The following is a 17,216-nucleotide window of genomic DNA, read 5'->3' as shown; positions in this document are numbered from 1 at the left end:
AGTAGAGGTAGGGAACAGGGAACGCTTAACAGGGAACGCTTAACAGGGAACACCCGAATGCTTAACATAAACTCTACTGAATTCCGTTCAAAATCAAATAGGAATCCTATATCTGTTAATTATCCCTTAACAGCACCAGCGGTCAAACCTTGAATAATCTTGCGCTGAAAGAACAAAACCAGTAAAACTAAGGGTAATGTTCCAATGACGGTTGCTGCAGCAATCGGACCATAGGGAATTTCAAAAACTGTAGCACCACCTAATTGTGCTGCTGCAACAGGAATTGTTTTCATCTCTTCACGGGTAATAAACGTGAGAGCAAAGATAAACTCATTCCAGGCAAAAATAAATGTTAGAATTCCCGTCGTTACCAAAGCAGGAAGTGTCATAGGTATTAATATTTGTATTAACATTTGCAAAGTGTTATAGCCATCCACTCTTGCAGAATCTTCTAAGTCTTTTGGTAACTGCTCAAAAAAGCTACGTAACACTAAAATTGTTAATGGTAAGTTGATAGCAGTGTAGGGAATAATCAAGGCTAAATAGTTGTTCCCTAGATGTAACTTTTGGATAATTTCCAAAAGTCCCAAGAATAATAAAATTCCTGGAAACAAAGTCACAATCAGAATACCTGCAAGGATAACTCTGCCACCCCAAGGACGCAACCGTGCTAAAGCGTAAGCAGCAGGCGCACCCAGAACTAAAGACAAAACCGTAGAAACAACTGAGACAAAGGCACTATTTAATATGTAGCGCACAAACGGACGACGAGTGAATAATTCCGTGTAGTGATTGAGAGTGATTCGAGAGGGAAAATAAATGGTAGGAACTTTTGAAATATCTTGATTCACTTTGAATGAAGTTAGTACTTGCCACATTGCTGGTGCTAAGCAGAAAACGACTACTAGGGCAACTACTATCCAAAGCAAAATGTTTTCCCAAGATTTTTTTACTTTTGTTTTTTTTGTGGTTTTGGTAGTTAAAGTTTCCTGATGAACAGTCATAGAGATTTTCTATTTGAGTTTGTCATTTATATTTTTAACACCAAGCAGTTATCAGTTATCAAGTAACTGATTTAAAAGGTATTGACACGAGATTTTTTGAGCAAAAAACTAGCAATAATTACCGCTGCAACTAGTAACAGGAACGTACAAACAACCAAAGCTGCTCCGTATCCAAAATCTAAGTAGCGCATGATGGTAGAATAAATATACAGCGACACCACTTCCGTTGCACCACCTGGACCACCCCCAGTCATTACAGCAATCAAGTCATAAACTCCAAAAGCTTGAGCAAACCGAAACAATGTGGCGATGAGGATTTGCGGTATCAACAAAGGCAGAGTAATTTGATAGAAGCTTTGCCAACGTGTTGCACCGTCAATTGCATGAGCTTCGTATAAGTCGGGTGAAATCGACTGCAAACCAGCTAATAACAAGATACTGATAAACGGAGTCGTTTTCCAGACATCTCCAATTATCACGGCTATCATTGCCAATGTCGGGTCTCCTAACCAGTTAATTCCACTTTTAATCAAGCCTAGCCGCATTAAAATATCGTTGACAACTCCAAACTGATCATTGAAAATCCAAGCCCAAGCAAGACCAATAAGAGCAGTAGGTAAAGCCCAAGGTAGGATAGCAATTGTACGCACCACACCCCTGCCAAAAAACTGCCTGTTCAACACTAAAGCTATACCTAATCCCAACAGTAGCTCTAGCAACACTGTTGCAAAAGTAAATACTGTTGTCGTCCCGAAAGTCTGCCAAAAACGACCATCCCCCGACATCCGTACATAATTGCTAAAACCAGAAAAGACGGGTTGCAGATTTGTTGCTAAATTTTGGGTAAAGAAACTTAACCAAAAAGCACGAACTATTGGATATCCAAAGACAAACAACAGTAACAGCAACCCAGGTACCAAGAAAATCCACGCTGTTCGTTGTTCTCGACTTCTGATCGTTTGTAGATTAGTCATTAGTTATTGTATAAGCCTGGTATACAAAGTTTCTCATCAATTAGCCTTTAGCTTTTAGTAGTTGCCTAGTTTCACTAGCCGCAGCTTGCATTGCGAACTCAGGAGTCATGCGATTTGTGAGTGCTGCACTCAGGTAACGTTGCAAAATATCTGATGCTTGAGCATATTGAGCAATGGGTGGACGTAAAACGGCTTTATCAGCTATTTTAAGTAACTCAGGATAATAGGGGTATTTACTAACAATTTGTGGATCTATAAACAGAGAACGTCGGCTTGGTACAAAACCCGCTTTCAAAATAAACTGGCGCTGTGCTTCTTCGCTGGTAAAAAATTGAATTGCTTTCCAAGCTTCTTTAGGATGTTTTGATAATTTAGCAATTCCCAGACCCCAACCACCTAAACATCCTCCTCCACTGTTTCCAGGGGTAGCAACCATTGGTTTAATGCCAATTTTACCTTTGAGAGGAGAATCTTGAGCATTTGCTAATGGCCAAACATAAGGCCAACTGCGTAAAAATGCTGCTTGACCACTTTGAAATATGCGTCTGGTATCTTCTTCGATATATGTTGTTACTCCAGACGGAGAAATTCCTTCTTGAATCGTGTCTTTGAGAAAGGCGATCGCTTTTACTGTCTCTGGTTTATCTAGCCCCACTTCTAAAGTATCAGGCTTCACCCAAAATCCACCAAAACCTTGCAAAACTTCCACAAACATAGCAGCTGAACCTTCATACTGGCGACCTTGCCAAAGGTAACCCCAATTAACTTTTTGTTGTTCTTTTAAGGACTTAGAAATTTTCACTACGTCTGCGAATGTTTCTGGTGGTTTAAAACCTGCTTGTTTGAGCAAGTCTTCGCGGTAGTAGAAGACTCCAGCATCGCTTCGCACAGGAATTCTGTAGAGTTTACCTTCGTAACGTCCGCCTTCTACATCTTTGGGTGAGAATGCTGCTAATTCTGTTTTTGTGAGGCGATCGCTCAAATCTAATAACCATCCAGCCGCTGCAAATTTGGGTGTCCAAATAACATCCATATTAACCAAATCATAAGGAGAATCTCCCAAAATAAATGCTGAGGTATAAAGGTCTTCTAGTAAATTCGTCGAATTGGGACCTTCAACAATATTAATACGAATACCTGGGTTTTTTTCTTCAAAATCTTTGACGATACCTAGCTTCCAAGGTTGAGCATCAGGAGCAGTCATCAGCATATTTAGGACAACTGGTTCCTGCGGTATGGCTTTTGGAACGGAAAGCAAGATGATGCCCAGTAGAACAGCAAATAATATTCCTGTGCGCCATTTGAGTTTTCGTAATTTTTTCAGCTTTTGTTTTATTTTTTGGATTTTAGACATTTTTAGCAAAATATCTCTATTCTAGGAAAAAATTTTTTAAAGGTTCTGACTGAAATATTCTACTCTAGGATTTGCGACTAGAAAATTTACTTAAATATTTTTTCGGAATGTATCACCGAGCTAAGGTAGATAATAAAGATCAGGCTTGTTGCATAATAGTTTATGAAGCTCGACTTGCAGAAGTTTTACCTGGCTTGCAACCCAAGCAAGACCTTAGTTGTGAGCAATCCTCTCGATAGACAATATTATATTGATTTTGCCTCAGTGCGGGGTGGCAGGATAATTGAAGAATTAAAAGAAAATATTACATTTTTTTCGCCCGATGAGCCAACTTGTGAGCTATTCACGGGACATATCGGCTGCGGTAAGTCTACAGAACTGTTGCGGCTGAAAGCAGAATTAGAGGAAAAAGATTTTTTTGTCGTTTATTTCGAGTCCAGTCAAGACTTAGAATTGGGTGATGTGGATATTGCTGATATTATGCTGGCAATCGCCCGCCGAGTTAGCGAAAGTCTTGAAAGCATTGAAACACTGGAACTGGACGAACCTAAAGGGTTGAAAAGTTTACTTCACGGTATCACCAAACTCTTGCAAGCACAATTGGAAGTCTCGGCAGAAGCATCCATTCCGCTGGGTATTGGTAAAATTACAGCCAAAGCAAAAAGCAGTCCAGAACTCCGTAATAAGTTAAGAGAATATCTCGGACCTCGAACCAAAGGAATTTTAGACTCAATTAATGAGGAACTACTGCAACCTGCTGTTGAAAAACTCAAGCAACAGGGCAAAAAAGGACTTGTGGTTATCGTTGATAATCTTGACCGTGTAGAGAATTCTCAAAAACCCTGGGGAAGACCACAACCAGAATATCTATTTGTAGATCGCGGAGAACAGTTACGTCAACTCAACTGCCATGTTGTCTATACTATGCCCCTTTCGTTGAGATATTCAAATGACATAGAAAGATTAACCCAGCGATTTATGGTCAATCCCAAGGTACTGCCAATGGTGCCTGTGCTGGAACGAGACGGTAGTGTTTTTCACCAGAAGGCGACTTCGTCATTAGTTATTGGTCATTAGTCATTAGTATGATTAAATACGAAAAATCATGTAGCGCAGCGGTTCCTCTTAGGAACTAAAACTACTAAGACTCGCGACTAAGGACTAATGAGTTCGATTTCCCCCCGGCTTTTTATGAAATTAAACGGAGTGAAAATTTCATAGCCGGGGGATGAGTGAAGAAGGAATATATTTACTCAAACAAATGGTGCTAGCAAGAGCTTTTCCACATGTACCAGAAGGGTACCGTTTAGAGGATGTCTGAGAAGTTTCTGATAGGTGATTTTGATCACGTAAGTTGCTTGAGCATTAAACGAATCATGGCAATATAAATGAATGTTTCTGTCGTCTGAGGTAAAATTTCATAATCTTTACTTAATCGTCGGCACCAATTAAACCAACCAAAAGTTCTCTCAACAAGCCAACGTTTAGGTAAAACTACAAAACCTTTCTAGCAGTCAAGCTCTTATTGTTGCTGGCAATGATGGCAAGTTGGTTTTGAATTTGGGTTTAGATGATTTACTAAAACAAGGTTGCAACATAGCAGGTGATTATCTCAAGAATAACCCGAACGTTGACAAGAGCGATCGCACTCTCTGCGACGACATCAAGTAAACAACCCCAAAGTTAATCCACCACAGACGCGTTAACAAAAAATTCCCCCACAACTCTAAGCGACTTATACAGTCTTGAGAGATGTGGCGGAACAGCTAGGGATTTATTGAGGAACTATCACAATTAGAAAAAGCTTTTTAAGCCTCAGATTTAGTTTTCCCATCAGGAAGTTTCTCGTTAATCAACGGCTGTTAAATTTCTTTCCCAGACAATTGGCGCATGTGCCAATCTCGTGATTGCTGATGCAGAATTTCTAATTCTTCTTGAGATAGTATCTTAAGATGTCCCAAAACAATGACCATCCTTGCTTGAGACTGAAGTTGATTGCGGTGACGATTAAGAAAATCCCAGTAGAAAAAATTGAAAGGACAAGCATTTTTCCCAACACGCTCGTTGGGATTATAAGCACATCCTTTACAATAATCACTCATCTTGTTTACATAGTTCCCAGATGCAGCGTAAGGCTTAGATGCCAAGATTCCACCATCAGCAAATAGCCCCATACCAATCACATTTGTCTGCATCACCCAGTCATAAGCATCAATAAACATGGCATGAAACCAATTTTCCACCGCTTGGGGCGAAAGCCCTGCAATCAGAGCAAAATTACTCAGAACCATCAGCCGTTGGATATGATGAGCATAACCAGTACGTAACAACTGAGTGAGTACCTGGTGCAGACAATTCATCTTCGTTTCACCCGTCCAGAAAAACTCAGGTAAAGGTTGGGTGTGATCAAACCAATTTTTTTCTGGATAATCTGCACTCACAAAATGGTAGACACCATGCATGAATTCCCGCCAACCCATGATTTGACGGATGAAACCTTCTATGCTGTTCATAGATAGTTGGTTGTCATGGTAAGCTTTCTCTGCTGCTTTAATAACTTCCAAAGGTTGGAGTAACCCGATATTCAGGTACGGGGATAGCATAGAGTGCCACATTGTCTCCTCCCCTGTCACCATTGCATCCTGGTAAGGACCAAACTCTGGTAGACGATTTTTGATAAACCAGTCTAATATTTCGAGTGCTTGAGAACGAGTGACTCCCCAGCGAAACGGTTCTACTTCTCCGTAAAGTGGAAAACAAAGAGATTTAACGTGTGCAATCACATCCTGAGTAATCTCATCTGGTTCAAACCACTTTGCTGGTGGCGTATTCAACTTACCTTTTGGCGGTTGACGATTCTGTTTATCTAAATTCCACTCTCCCCCGACTGGCTTATCTCCCTCCATCAAAATTTTAAAACGTCGTCGTCCTTCTCGATAAAAGCCTTCCATTCTTAAACTTTTACGACGTTTCGCCCAGGTTGTAAACTTTTCGACACTCCATAAAAAATGATTGTTAGGAATAAGAGTAATTGTGCAATCTAAAGAAGCAAAATTTTGAATCATTTGGGTGAATGGTTTATCATTTGGCGTCATCACCCGCAACTGAGTGATTTGGTTTTCCTTAATCCATTCTTGGAGTGGTGTTTCAAAATCTTCTGTTAATTTGTATGTGACTGAATAACCAAATTCTCGTAATTCCTCAGCAAAATGTCGCATTGCAGACCAAATCAACACCAGCTTTTGCCGATGGTAAGGGCGTTCTTGGACATGACGCAGCGACTCAATCATAATAACAGGCACTTTATCTTGACAACTTTGCAGTGCTGCTTGTTCTATCCAAAGTTGATCGCCTAATATCCAAACACCAATGGTCATGTTCTCCTCTATGTCATGTAAAAAAAGTTCACCCTTCCCGACTTCGTAAGAGTTGTCGGGAATCTTGTTGTGTACGAATAGTCAAATTTCTTATCAAATCTCTTAAGATTTTGCTTTCAATAATTTGCTAATCTTGCCTGTATCCACTCAATATCTGGTTTTCCAAATGCGGGTGGTGGTGGTTGTTGACTGTAATCAATCGATAAATCGTATTTACAACAAACATTCCTCATCATTAGACTTAGCTGTTGCTCAAATGCAGTTTGGTTCTTTACCTCGTGAGGATTGGTAGTGTATCGAGGGGAGATTTGGTGGGCTACACTTCCAGCAAGCGACTGGTTCAGGACCAGGCTATCGTAGACCTGTCTTGATTATCCAAGATGACGCATTTAACCGCAGTCAAATTCAAACTGTGATTGTGGTTGTCCTCACCTCAAACACAGAGTTAGCAGAAGCGCCAGGAAATGTTCTGCTAGTACGAAAAGCAACAGGGCTACCACGTGATTCGGTTGCTAATGTTTCTCAGATTATCACAGTTGATAAATCTTTACTCACTGAACGGGTATGTTCTTTGCCTTCTGACCTTCAAGAACAGGTGGATGAAGGTTTGCGTTTAGTTCTTTACCTTTAAAAACCTATCAACTGCAGGTATTGAAACCAATTCCACCTCCATCATCACGACTGCTTTTTCGTCAACTGCTGCACCAACAACTGTACCCCCAAAGCCAGCAACCCGATCGCCACTATCGCAAATACTGCAGTTCCTAATGCCATAACACCCACAACTAAGGTACGCACTGCAGAAGAAATCTTCAGTACTATAACGTTATCTGAATGAATGGGTTTGGTTGCAAAACTTGTCGCTGTGGCAATCATTAGAGAGTATAATCCATACCCAAGTGCTCCCGAAATCATTGCCCCAATCACACAACGTAAGGGACTTGATTGAACCTGCGTTTGAGCTTCTGTTTGTTGTGTTAGATTTTCGTCACTCATAAAATCTTCGCGTCCTTTGCCTGTTTCTGGTTATCATATCCTGACACTGATGATGCTATCTGAATTCCATGTGAAGTCATACGAGTCACAAACAATTCTAAATCTTCATCAGGAATAGTCTCCCTCACACGAAGTTTCACCTGTTCAGCCTGCTGTTGCGATTCGCAAATCGCAAATACACTAGGACCAGAACCAGACATCATTGTCCCCAAAACACCAGCGCTAGCAAATGTCTCCCGCAATTGTAAGACTTGCGGATACTCTGGTAACACCACACGCTCTAAATCATTACGTAGCTTTTGAGCAATTTCCGTTGCGTCCTGATTGAGGATAGCTTTGACTATTGGTCCAGAGTGTATCGCTGCTGCGCGATCGCTTAAACTGTGGATATCATTAAGATAGGAATCACCAAATTGTTCTCGATAGCTTTTGTATGCCCAAGGGGTAGAGACTGCGAGACTACGGTATTTAGCTAATACTATATATATGTTGTTTAAATTGGGAAGCGCAGAAAGTTGCTCACCTCTTCCTGTGGCGATCGCTGTTCCACCCGCCACACAAAACGGCACATCTGAACCAAGTTGTGCTCCCAATTCCTCTAACTCTGACTGAGTTAGCCCCAACTTCCACAGCAAATCTATTCCCACTAGCACCGCTGCTGCATTTGTCGAACCTCCAGCTAACCCGGCTGCAACAGGTATGCGCTTATTGATGGTAATGTTCACACCGCTATATTTGGCAAAGACTGATGGAAACTCTCTGGCCATAAGTTCTGCCGCTTTGTATGCGATATTAGTTTTATCTGTAGGAACTTCCGGATGGTTGCAACTAACGCGGATAGCTTGTCTATCGCTCGCTTGTACAGAAATTTCGTCAGATAAATCTATACTTTGAAGTATCATGACTAACTCATGATATCCATCAGTACGGGCACCAATAATTTCTAGATGTAAGTTAATTTTGGCAGGGGCGATAAGGGTGTAAGAACGCATATTTAACAAATCAGTGAGCAGTGAACAGTGAACAGTGAACAGTAAACAGTAAACAGTAAACAGTGAACAACTGATAACTGATAACTGATAACTGATAACTGTTTTAACTTGACTCGTTACTCAGGAATGATAACTCATTTGCTAGAGTTACCCATTGACTAACACTGAGGTCTTCAGCGCGAGCTTGAGGGTTTATCTGTAATTTTTCCAGTAATTGTGACAGGCGATCGCGCTCTACAACTGATTGCAAATTATTTCGTAACATTTTACGTTTTGAGCCAAAGCCCAACTTCACCAAAGTTTCTAGTTGTCGCGTATCTGTGGCTGGTGGTTCCACAAGACGTGGAACTAAGCGCACGATTGCTGAGTCTACTTTGGGTGGTGGCTGGAATGCTCCAGCCGGGACAGTATAAATTAACTCGCACTTTGCTAAATACTGAACTCGTACCGATAGCGCCCCAAATGCTCTTGAGCTTGGTTTTGCTACCAGCCTTTCGGCAACTTCTTTTTGTACCAACAGCACTATCAAGTCATAAGGTTGGGGGTTTGGGTTACTAATTGTCCCCAAAAGTTTTTCTAGAATTGGTCCTGTAATATTGTAAGGAATATTAGCTACAACTTTATTCTGCTTGCCAAACGCCGCAAAAGGTGATATTAAGGAAGGTAAATCTAGTTCTAGAAAATCTCCTTGCACGAGTAAGAAATTTTCTTGGCGTCCGAATTGTTTTGTTAGGCGATCGCACAAATCCCGGTCTATTTCCACTGCAAGCAAAGATTGTACCAAAGGTAATAGACGGCGAGTCAGAATTCCTGTACCAGGACCAATTTCCAGAACGCAGTCAGTAGATTGTAACTGAGAAGCTTGAATAATTTCGTTAAGAGCTTTTTCACTTTTGAGCCAATGCTGTGCAAAGACTTTGCGTGGTCTTACTTTTTGAAACTCTTTTTCTATCATGCTTCTAGCCTTTGTGTGAACTACCGACAATTATCCGTCAAGGAAGTGTGGGCTTTTAGCATCCTCGTGTTAAGAATTGCGGTTATCGCGTACTCCTTTGCCAAATGAAACGCTTACGCTGTATTCATTTTGAGAGAAGTCTGATCGCCGGAAGCCGGCGCTCAGAACTTAGGTGATTTTGAATTTTGTTAGCGCACCGCTGCGCAGCACATTTTGAATTTTGAATTCCGCCTTGCGGTACTAGGTTCCTATTGTCAACTTCGTACCGTTGCGTGAAAGTGTTGTGGATACTGTTTTACTCACAAGGTTATTGGTTGCGGTAACTTGATAGTCTCCAAGGAAGCCCCGGATTTTGTATTCTCCATTGGCGTCAGTTTTCCCAACCACGTCAGTCCACCACTCTTTATAAACCAAGTCCATGTAAACCTTGCCGCTCAACTTAAGGTTCCAGTCCCTGTCATAGATTGGTCCATTTTCAAACCATTGTGCACGATCCCAAAAACCCCACATTATGAAGCCATTTGTCGCCGGATGGCCAAAAGCAGCCGTCAGACAATCGCGCGTTATGTCAGCCTGTGACTGCTTATCAGAGGTAAAAATATCGAATTCAGTAATTTTAATTGGAAGGTTGAATTTAGCTAAGCGGTCAAGGATGCTTACCAACTGTGGTATCGAAATAATACCATCCATTAAGTGAGATTCTATACCAATACCTCCTAATGGTGCGCCGTTGTTAAGTAGGTACTGAATCTCACTTTCATATTGGTCACCCTGAGTGCTATTGTTATAGAAATTCTCGTTAATGTAGAGAACGGCATTTGGATCTGCCTCATGAGCGGCTTTAAACCAATCTACAATAACCGACGGACCGAGAATGTTCTGAAAATCGTGATTGTCAGATGGCTCATTGACAACATCCCAGTCGTTTATCTGGCCTTTTAAATACGCTACCTCGTCACGGATATGGGTAATGATAGTATCGCGCAAAACCTTATCGGCGACTGCCTGTCCCTGCTGTTTCAGCGTATTGTTGTACAGGGTTTCCAAGCTGGGTGGCGAATTGTGAAAACTCCCCCAGACAAGATTGTGACCACGTACTGTCAGGTTTTTGTCCCTAAGCCACTTGAGAGTTTCGATGGCTCGTGGACGTAACTCCAAGTTATCCCACTTTGGCCACTTAAGACCATTTTCGATCACCCCTTGATTGAATAGCTGTGGGATACTGTCTCGATACTTGTTAGCATCAGGGTTCGTTGAACCTGAATATACAATGTTTTCGTCAACTGCGCTACCAAAGTTGTAGGCGTGGCGCTTCATAGCAACGTGTACGTCTGCATTAGGGATAGGTGTACCGTTGGCATTGGTCACTACGACCGTCAAATCACCTTTGCGGTATGTGTTGATATTGTTCGCAGCAGCTTGACGCCACGCATCATTAGAGGAAACCTGTGCAATGAGGTTATTGCCTTTTGTCTGCTGAACTGGGGGAACCGCTTCTTGCGCTAGTGTCAGTGTAATATGAATACCGAATACGATGAGAAAACTGACGAAACCCGATAGCAGTATGCGACTTGTTTGTCGCCTTCGTTTCCATTTCTGCTGCTTGTTGTGATCACGCATATTCACTCTTTGTTGCTTATTTTGATACAAGTGGTTTGATTTGAAAGCGAACTATTAGCTCAATCAGCATTGGCATATTACATTAATGTTCGATAAGAAATTATTTAGTGTGTGTAAAGATTCAGGTCGAAGAAAAGGGGTGTAGGGGTGTAGGGGAAACAAAAGCTCTGGGGAAGGAGAGGGGACACAGACCACAGAAACAGAGGTGCTTTACGTAGTAAAGCACCTTTTTATTCCTTGCTCCCTGCTCCGGTACTCCTTGCTCCCTGCCCCCTACTCCCTACTCCCTGCACCCTAAATACGGTTTTCCCTACCTGTCAAGTACGGTTTTGACTTATCATTTTTTATGTAAACGACTTGCAATGTTTGTTTACAATCCGTTACATTAGTTAATAAGAAAAACAAATTAAGGAAAAAACGATGACAGGACGCACTTACGTTGTAGAAGAAGGCAACAGATTAAACAACTATGCCATTGAACCCAAGATGTACGTGGATCAAAAGCAGACGTTTGGCTTCACTAAGTATGCTGAGCTACTTAATGGACGTTTAGCAATGATTGGTTTTGTCTCGCTTATAGTGCTTGAAGTTTTGACAGGACATGGTTTGATTAATTGGATCGCAAGCCTGTAATAACGAACCAGAATTTTTAGAAAACGATCAAATCAATTTGTATAAATCAAACAAAAGTGAACAAATGATTACAAAAACTGACTTTAACTTACCCAAAAACGAGCTTGTTGGACCTGTTGTATTTAGACCTGATTTCAACAAATCTGAAGTAATCACTGTTAACCAAGCTTGGTCATTATTTTTCACTGGTGGTCAAGAAGATAAAGTACTGGGAATAAACCCTGAATTGGGCCGTTTTTTCACTTACCTATTCATTGGTGTTGGAGTAGCGGGAACTCTATGGGCTACCATTTTCAACAGCCTTGCATGAATAGCTCTCTCAAGCTTGTAGTTAACGTAAAATCTTCAAAGAAGTCCTGGTTACCTTAACCGGGACTTCTTTTTTTGGAGTAGAATCTACGCAAATACAAACGCTCTACTCGTTTCATTTCAGGCTTATTTCGTGAAAAATTCTCTGCTTAACATTCACAGCGTAATCATCAATAGTTGCAGTGTAGTTAAGTACTGAACTAGATTTAAGGCTAAGAAGTGATTTCACTAGAGGAAAATTGTATGGGCGATAAGCGTTTGCGTAGCGCGCCCTTCGGCGCTAGCTTGCTGCCAAAGGCAGATTGCGATCAACTCAGCAACTCAAATAACTTGGGTGCTAAGTTTGAAGGTTTTTTTCTCCAGATGGTTAAGCCGGGATTAGAACACAGAGTTCGAGAAATTGTTACCAAAACACTGGGTTCAAATTGGAAGGTTAAATCAATAGGAGATAATCGTACCGAGTTTGAAGTCAGCAAAAAAGGAGATACACTATCAGTTAAAGAAGCTTGGGATAAAACATATCATTTGCGTTCTCAACCGGGAGTTGTGGATGCACAGCCATTATTTGCTGTTCCTCTACCGTCTTCTGACTGGAATCAAGAGTCAAAACAGCCAGTTGGAAACTTTGCTCATCAAGCTTTACTAGATGAGAGTAGTGATCCAGAGTGGAGTCTCAAGCAACTTCGAGTTTTTGAGGCATGGTCACGCTTTTTCCCTGACCCGAATCTACCTCCAGGACATGGGGTTATCATTGGGCTTCCTGATACAGGTTATACGCAACATCCAGAAATTTTGGCGAATCTTTTCCTTAAACAAAGTTACGACTTTCTCAAGAACGACAAAGACCCAACGGACGAACTGGAAAAACATCCAGGCGAAGTTATAAACAATCCAGGTCATGGCACATCAACAGCGAGTGTTATGATTAGCCCAAAAGGGGCACAAGCCAATTACCCAACTGGAAAATTTGTGACGGGAGTGGCATCTGGTGCCAAAGTAATACCCCTTCGAGTATCATACTCAGTTGTTCTATTAAGTGTAACTAATCTTGCTGACGCGATTGAGTACGCGGCTGGTTATGGTGTCCATGTGCTTTCAATTAGCCTAGGAACTGGATTGTTTAACCAGCGCCTGCGGAGTGCGATCACATATGCCCAAAAACGGGGGGTTATTGTCGTAGCTGCAGCTGGTACTATGGTTCCCTACGTAGTTTGGCCGGCTGCTTATGACGAAGTCATTGCTGTTGCTGGTAGTAATGTGCGACGTGAGATTTGGTGGGGTTCATCGCGAGGAAGTCAAGTTGATGTCACCGCCCCTGGAGAGTCAGTTTGGTATGCAAAAACTGATAAGGACAATGGTGAGTTCAAATATAATGTTCTCCAAGGCTCCGGCACTTCATTTTCTGCACCACTAGTTGCGGCTGTGGCGGCTTTGTGGCTATCCTATCATGGGCGCGACCAACTCATCCAACGTTATGGAGCAGAAAAAATTCCTTTCATCTTTAATCAGATTCTGCGTGACAGTTGTGACAAATTTCCAACATGGAAGCCCAATCTATTTGGTGAAGGTATTGTGAATACAGAGAAGGTACTTGCTGCACCACTACCTGATAATGTTAGTAGCTCAGTCATTGCACCAGCGTTTGCCTTAGCAGAACATTCATCTATAGATAACGGCAGACTCGATACATTTGTCCATCTCTTCGGGCAGCAACTATCAGACACTCAACTTGATGGTAATTTTGTTGGAGTGAGTCAAGATAACGCTAAGCTGCGGTCTTGTCTTGCTGAACTCTTACAGACAACAGAAACAGAATTACCAAAGCGATTGAAGGAGGTAGGACAAGAGCTAGCTTTTTACTTTGCTGTCAACCCAGAACTTTACAAGCAATTTGCAGCTGCTCTATCTAGTAAACAACCTTCTGGGACTCAAGTGGAACCAAAAACTTTGACTGAGTTACCAAAGCCAAAAAATTTGGAGCAGATACGTGAGAAGTTGTTATCACAGGGTGTATCTAAAGTCTTGCAAACAAAACTGAGTTAAGTTTGTGGAGAAAAACTTGGTTTGCGTATTTGCAACTTCTATATGTTAAACCAAGCTATTTATTAAGTTTTGTAAATAAATAGCAAATCTTGCGTAATATTCTTTGTTTGAACAGAGAGCTATAACATATGCTGCAACAACGATTGTGAAGACCCCCTGCCTGGCAAATTGACAGTGCAGGGTTTTTTTTGCGCTGCAAGAGGTTTATGCCATGTAATGTAAAGTTTTGTAATTCATCATACCTAAGTAAGATTTTTTAGAACACACAGATCAGACTACAGAGTAGGAACGAGAGAATTGAGTTCTCTGAGCTAATTGCATTCTTCTTTAATCACTTTTATTTATTAAAACAACAATTAAAAATATTTGCTTTTATCGTTCTTGTATAGAAATATAAAGATATAAGAGAAATTTTTAGGCAAGAGCTGGATTATGGAACCGCAAATAGACAAACATGACTTTCTTTATCAAAGAAGAAGTTACCACGGTAACTTCACGCCAGAGGCTTTAGTGTTCAACGCTAATTTACAAGAATTTGCAACACGAGTTGGCTACATTAGCAACTTACAAACTCTTGGAAAGCTCTCTCCACAGGATGCTAACCAGCAAATAACTGAACTCTGGGAACGTTTACAACGGAGCTATTCAGGACTGGGAATTGATTCAAACACAGAAACTGAGGGTTGTGTGTAACTGAATTTAGTTCTCAAGACGAATGCCCGAAATATGAGTCAAAAATCGCTGGTAGACAGTGCATGCTGTGTCAAAGTAGTTTAATTACAGTCCAAGGGTACGACCTGGGAATCCAGCAACATCAAAGTAGCGAGTTTTTCCTACTGTTTGATACTTGAGGATGGTCTTTAAACCGTTAGCAGCAGATGGAGATTTCAGGGTGAAAGATTTATACTCAACGTTATCAGGTCCATTGACTAACGCTTCACCTAACACTCGACCAACTAACTTACCCTGAGTAGATAATTTTAACTTCAATACTTTCGCTATGGTGACAGCTACATCTGCGTTACTTGCAGGAGCTAAATCTTCATAGTCGTGTTTAAAATCTGGTCCAATTGCTGCCATTGTGTTGTAAGTATCAGCACGACTAAAGCTACCGTGCATTCCTTGTCCTTGCTGCAAACCTGTATCGGCTAATTCCGCACCACACGCCGTAGGATTGCCGCAACCTGTATCGAAGGAACGAAAATTGACTAAAATAGATGGCTTGGGAGTGCGTGCTGCGCCTCGAAGAGCGATCGCCTCCATTGATAAAGTCCCAGGAATTTCTCCCAAAGAATCATCCACAAATATCCCACTAACATAGTCCTGCTTCAGCAGCAAATCTACAATCTTTTTGGCAGTTGCTTTTTTGTTTGCTGCATTAGGCAGGTAAAGTAAATCAGAACCGCCATTACCAGCAACGATAACATCTGGTTTTTTGGAATCTTTCCCAATCACACTATTTTTAGAAAACTGTCCTTTAGTTGGATCTACAGTTGCATTCTTATTATCTGGGTCAAACAGAGGTAACTTCAACTCCTGGGCAATATCAATCGCTACAAAACCAGGTGGGATAAAACCTTTTGGCACATCCGGATAAGAAAGCGTTGCTGAATAACTGGTTTTACTCTCTTTACTAATAGTCGAAAATCCGTGGTCAGCAGTCAAGAATATATTTGTACTTTCTTCTAAACCCAAATCTTTTAATGCAGTGCGAATTTGAGCCAGGTTTTTGTCAACATTCTGACGCGCTGCTTGCACTGTCGGACCATTAATACCAGGAACAAGTTGGTTGAGACTATCGCCGTGATTATGCTGCGTACCGTCTGGATCACGGGACCAATAAACTAACACAAAGGGTTTTTGCCGTTGCTTGAACATTGGCAGAATCACCTTAGTCGTCACATCAGCAAAATATTGCTGCTGAGTTGTATTGGCAACTTTAGTACCAGGAGTCTTGCTGTCGCCCGGTTTGCCATTGTCACCGCGTGAAGGTGTTGCTGTTGGTAACGAGTTTTTGGCAAGTTGTTCACTCACTTCAGAACTCAAGGAAATTCCTGTGGGTGTACCAGTGGCGTCATCAAAAATGATCGTTGGTTCACCTTTTTGCAAAGTCACATCTTGAATCAAAACTGGTCCAATTTTTCCGACTGCTGCAGTGCTGAAACCTGATTTTCTTGCAGCTTCTAGCAGAGTTTGTTCGTTGAGGTAGTTAGCACCAAACTGTTTGTTCACTTCTTGGAGAACAGCATTGTTTTCTAAGAAAGGGACAAGGCTGTTTTTGGCACTTTTGACTGGGGCATTGACTTGGATAGTATTGCTAAAGTCACCAGTATCGCCTAAATAATGACCAGTGGCGATCGCCGAAGCATTAGCAGTCGTAAAAGTCGGAAACAAAGAGTGACTATTGGTAAACTTGACACCCTGTTCCCGTATCTCATTCATACTTGGGGTATCGGTAGGATTGATCCAAGTTGGACGCAGCCCATCAGCAACGAATATGATCATATTATGTTGTGTTGCTTGCTGTTGTGTTGTTTGCCCAGAACGTTTTCCAGGCGATGCTGTACACGCTACGATAACTGCAATCACAAAAAAGGTTAGAAATACCCAGCGATAACCGTCTGTAAAAAACCGCATAAACTTCCGGATGTGAGGACACCAAGATTGTATGACTAGAAGGTTAAATTTCAATCTTTAGGACTTACGCACAAGAGATCCCCCAACCCCCTTAAAAAGGGGGCTTTTAAGATTCCTCCCTTAAAAAGGGGAGCCAGTGCGTTGGGCGGCTCTGCCGACTTGTAGCACCTGGCGTGGGCTAGGGGGGATCGAGGTTTCAAGTTTTCAGTTTCTCCATGAAAAGGACACCAAGATTGTATGACTAGAAGGTTAAATTTCAATCTTTAGGACTTACGCACAAGAGATCCCCCAACCCCCTTAAAAAGGGGGCTTTTAAGATTCC

General features: G+C 41.6%; 15 protein-coding genes and 2 pseudogenes. 7 read left to right on the top strand and 10 right to left on the bottom strand.

Annotation, left to right across the window (positions count from 1 at the left end):
* Nucleotides 1-119: 119 nt before the first annotated feature.
* From AC5JM2_RS31755 to AC5JM2_RS31745, 3 genes are all read right to left on the bottom strand, one after another.
* Nucleotides 120-1,004, bottom strand: a complete 885-nt coding sequence (locus AC5JM2_RS31755; RefSeq protein ID WP_495839505.1) for a carbohydrate ABC transporter permease — start codon at nt 1,002-1,004, stop codon at nt 120-122.
* A 71-nt stretch (nt 1,005-1,075) separates the two neighbouring features.
* On the bottom strand, nt 1,076-1,978 hold the full coding sequence (locus tag AC5JM2_RS31750) for a carbohydrate ABC transporter permease (RefSeq protein WP_495839503.1): 903 nt from the start codon (nt 1,976-1,978) through the stop codon (nt 1,076-1,078).
* Between the two features lie 40 nt (nt 1,979-2,018).
* Nucleotides 2,019-3,332 carry an ABC transporter substrate-binding protein gene (locus tag AC5JM2_RS31745; protein WP_495839501.1) on the bottom strand — a complete coding sequence of 438 codons (1,314 nt, stop codon included), beginning with the start codon at nt 3,330-3,332 and terminating at the stop codon, nt 2,019-2,021.
* A gap of 162 nt (nt 3,333-3,494) precedes the next feature.
* On the opposite strand from AC5JM2_RS31745, the pseudogene AC5JM2_RS31740 reads away from it, so the two are divergent.
* A pseudogene (locus AC5JM2_RS31740) lies at nt 3,495-4,376 on the top strand (P-loop NTPase fold protein); the annotation flags it as partial.
* A gap of 301 nt (nt 4,377-4,677) precedes the next feature.
* On the opposite strand, the pseudogene AC5JM2_RS31735 reads toward AC5JM2_RS31740, so the two are convergent.
* Together AC5JM2_RS31735 and AC5JM2_RS31730 are read right to left on the bottom strand one after the other, a co-directional pair.
* A pseudogene (locus tag AC5JM2_RS31735) lies at nt 4,678-4,839 on the bottom strand (transposase); the annotation flags it as partial.
* Nucleotides 4,840-5,194: 355 nt separating this feature from the next.
* Entirely contained in the window at nt 5,195-6,709 is a 1,515-nt protein-coding gene (locus AC5JM2_RS31730; RefSeq protein ID WP_495839499.1) for a cryptochrome/photolyase family protein, read from the bottom strand.
* A 133-nt stretch (nt 6,710-6,842) separates the two neighbouring features.
* Here AC5JM2_RS31730 and AC5JM2_RS31725 point away from each other — a divergent pair, with 133 nt between their 5' ends.
* Entirely contained in the window at nt 6,843-7,001 is a 159-nt protein-coding gene (locus AC5JM2_RS31725) for a hypothetical protein (RefSeq protein ID WP_495839497.1), read from the top strand.
* A 75-nt stretch (nt 7,002-7,076) separates the two neighbouring features.
* Nucleotides 7,077-7,340, top strand: coding sequence for a type II toxin-antitoxin system PemK/MazF family toxin (locus tag AC5JM2_RS31720; protein WP_495839495.1), 264 nt, complete (start codon nt 7,077-7,079; stop codon nt 7,338-7,340).
* Between the two features lie 44 nt (nt 7,341-7,384).
* Here AC5JM2_RS31720 and AC5JM2_RS31715 read toward each other — a convergent pair whose 3' ends face one another.
* The 4 genes from AC5JM2_RS31715 to AC5JM2_RS31700 all read right to left on the bottom strand — a co-directional run bounded on the left by AC5JM2_RS31715 (nt 7,385) and on the right by AC5JM2_RS31700 (nt 11,272).
* Nucleotides 7,385-7,705, bottom strand: coding sequence for a DUF3082 domain-containing protein (locus AC5JM2_RS31715; protein ID WP_495839493.1), 321 nt, complete (start codon nt 7,703-7,705; stop codon nt 7,385-7,387).
* Nucleotides 7,702-8,697 carry a 4-(cytidine 5'-diphospho)-2-C-methyl-D-erythritol kinase gene (gene ispE, locus AC5JM2_RS31710; protein ID WP_495839491.1) on the bottom strand — a complete coding sequence of 332 codons (996 nt, stop codon included), beginning with the start codon at nt 8,695-8,697 and terminating at the stop codon, nt 7,702-7,704. Before ispE ends, AC5JM2_RS31715 begins: the two co-directional genes overlap by 4 nt.
* Before the next feature lie 103 nt (nt 8,698-8,800).
* Nucleotides 8,801-9,652, bottom strand: a complete 852-nt coding sequence (gene rsmA, locus AC5JM2_RS31705; protein ID WP_495839489.1) for a 16S rRNA (adenine(1518)-N(6)/adenine(1519)-N(6))-dimethyltransferase RsmA — start codon at nt 9,650-9,652, stop codon at nt 8,801-8,803.
* A gap of 240 nt (nt 9,653-9,892) precedes the next feature.
* Nucleotides 9,893-11,272 (bottom strand): endo-1,4-beta-xylanase, encoded by a 1,380-nt coding sequence (locus AC5JM2_RS31700; RefSeq protein WP_495839487.1) that lies wholly within the window; start codon nt 11,270-11,272, stop codon nt 9,893-9,895.
* A 420-nt stretch (nt 11,273-11,692) separates the two neighbouring features.
* Here AC5JM2_RS31700 and AC5JM2_RS31695 point away from each other — a divergent pair, with 420 nt between their 5' ends.
* The 4 genes from AC5JM2_RS31695 (at nt 11,693) to AC5JM2_RS31680 (ending at nt 14,950) form a co-directional block, all read left to right on the top strand.
* The gene (locus AC5JM2_RS31695; RefSeq protein ID WP_495839485.1) at nt 11,693-11,905 is read left to right on the top strand and encodes a high light inducible protein; all 213 of its coding nucleotides are present in this window, start codon (nt 11,693-11,695) and stop codon (nt 11,903-11,905) included.
* A gap of 64 nt (nt 11,906-11,969) precedes the next feature.
* A complete protein-coding gene (locus AC5JM2_RS31690) occupies nt 11,970-12,215 on the top strand; it encodes a hypothetical protein (protein WP_495839484.1) in 246 nt (81 codons plus the stop codon).
* 242 nt (nt 12,216-12,457) lie between these two features.
* Nucleotides 12,458-14,257 carry a S8 family peptidase gene (locus AC5JM2_RS31685; protein WP_495839482.1) on the top strand — a complete coding sequence of 600 codons (1,800 nt, stop codon included), beginning with the start codon at nt 12,458-12,460 and terminating at the stop codon, nt 14,255-14,257.
* A gap of 432 nt (nt 14,258-14,689) precedes the next feature.
* On the top strand, nt 14,690-14,950 hold the full coding sequence (locus AC5JM2_RS31680) for a DUF7219 family protein (RefSeq protein ID WP_495839480.1): 261 nt from the start codon (nt 14,690-14,692) through the stop codon (nt 14,948-14,950).
* An 84-nt stretch (nt 14,951-15,034) separates the two neighbouring features.
* Here AC5JM2_RS31680 and AC5JM2_RS31675 read toward each other — a convergent pair whose 3' ends face one another.
* On the bottom strand, nt 15,035-16,894 hold the full coding sequence (locus tag AC5JM2_RS31675) for an alkaline phosphatase family protein (protein ID WP_495839478.1): 1,860 nt from the start codon (nt 16,892-16,894) through the stop codon (nt 15,035-15,037).
* Between the last annotated feature and the right edge of the window lie 322 nt (nt 16,895-17,216).

The organism is Brasilonema angustatum, from assembly GCF_059505445.1.
Note: the sequence above shows the minus strand (reverse complement) of the source record. Positions and strands in the feature narration are given on the sequence as shown.

Excerpts from the sequence above, each read along its gene's own strand:
- AC5JM2_RS31695 (WP_495839485.1), top strand. The coding sequence starts at position 11,693 with ATGACAGGACGCACTTACGTTGTAGAAGAAGGCAACAGATTAAACAAC.
- AC5JM2_RS31730 (WP_495839499.1), bottom strand. The coding sequence starts at position 6,709 with ATGACCATTGGTGTTTGGATATTAGGCGATCAACTTTGGATAGAACAA.
- AC5JM2_RS31745 (WP_495839501.1), bottom strand. The coding sequence starts at position 3,332 with ATGTCTAAAATCCAAAAAATAAAACAAAAGCTGAAAAAATTACGAAAA.
- AC5JM2_RS31675 (WP_495839478.1), bottom strand. The coding sequence starts at position 16,894 with ATGCGGTTTTTTACAGACGGTTATCGCTGGGTATTTCTAACCTTTTTT.
- AC5JM2_RS31685 (WP_495839482.1), top strand. The coding sequence starts at position 12,458 with ATGGGCGATAAGCGTTTGCGTAGCGCGCCCTTCGGCGCTAGCTTGCTG.
- AC5JM2_RS31680 (WP_495839480.1), top strand. The coding sequence starts at position 14,690 with ATGGAACCGCAAATAGACAAACATGACTTTCTTTATCAAAGAAGAAGT.
- AC5JM2_RS31690 (WP_495839484.1), top strand. The coding sequence starts at position 11,970 with ATGATTACAAAAACTGACTTTAACTTACCCAAAAACGAGCTTGTTGGA.
- AC5JM2_RS31700 (WP_495839487.1), bottom strand. The coding sequence starts at position 11,272 with ATGCGTGATCACAACAAGCAGCAGAAATGGAAACGAAGGCGACAAACA.
- rsmA (WP_495839489.1), bottom strand. The coding sequence starts at position 9,652 with ATGATAGAAAAAGAGTTTCAAAAAGTAAGACCACGCAAAGTCTTTGCA.
- ispE (WP_495839491.1), bottom strand. The coding sequence starts at position 8,697 with ATGCGTTCTTACACCCTTATCGCCCCTGCCAAAATTAACTTACATCTA.
- AC5JM2_RS31755 (WP_495839505.1), bottom strand. The coding sequence starts at position 1,004 with ATGACTGTTCATCAGGAAACTTTAACTACCAAAACCACAAAAAAAACA.
- AC5JM2_RS31715 (WP_495839493.1), bottom strand. The coding sequence starts at position 7,705 with ATGAGTGACGAAAATCTAACACAACAAACAGAAGCTCAAACGCAGGTT.
- AC5JM2_RS31750 (WP_495839503.1), bottom strand. The coding sequence starts at position 1,978 with ATGACTAATCTACAAACGATCAGAAGTCGAGAACAACGAACAGCGTGG.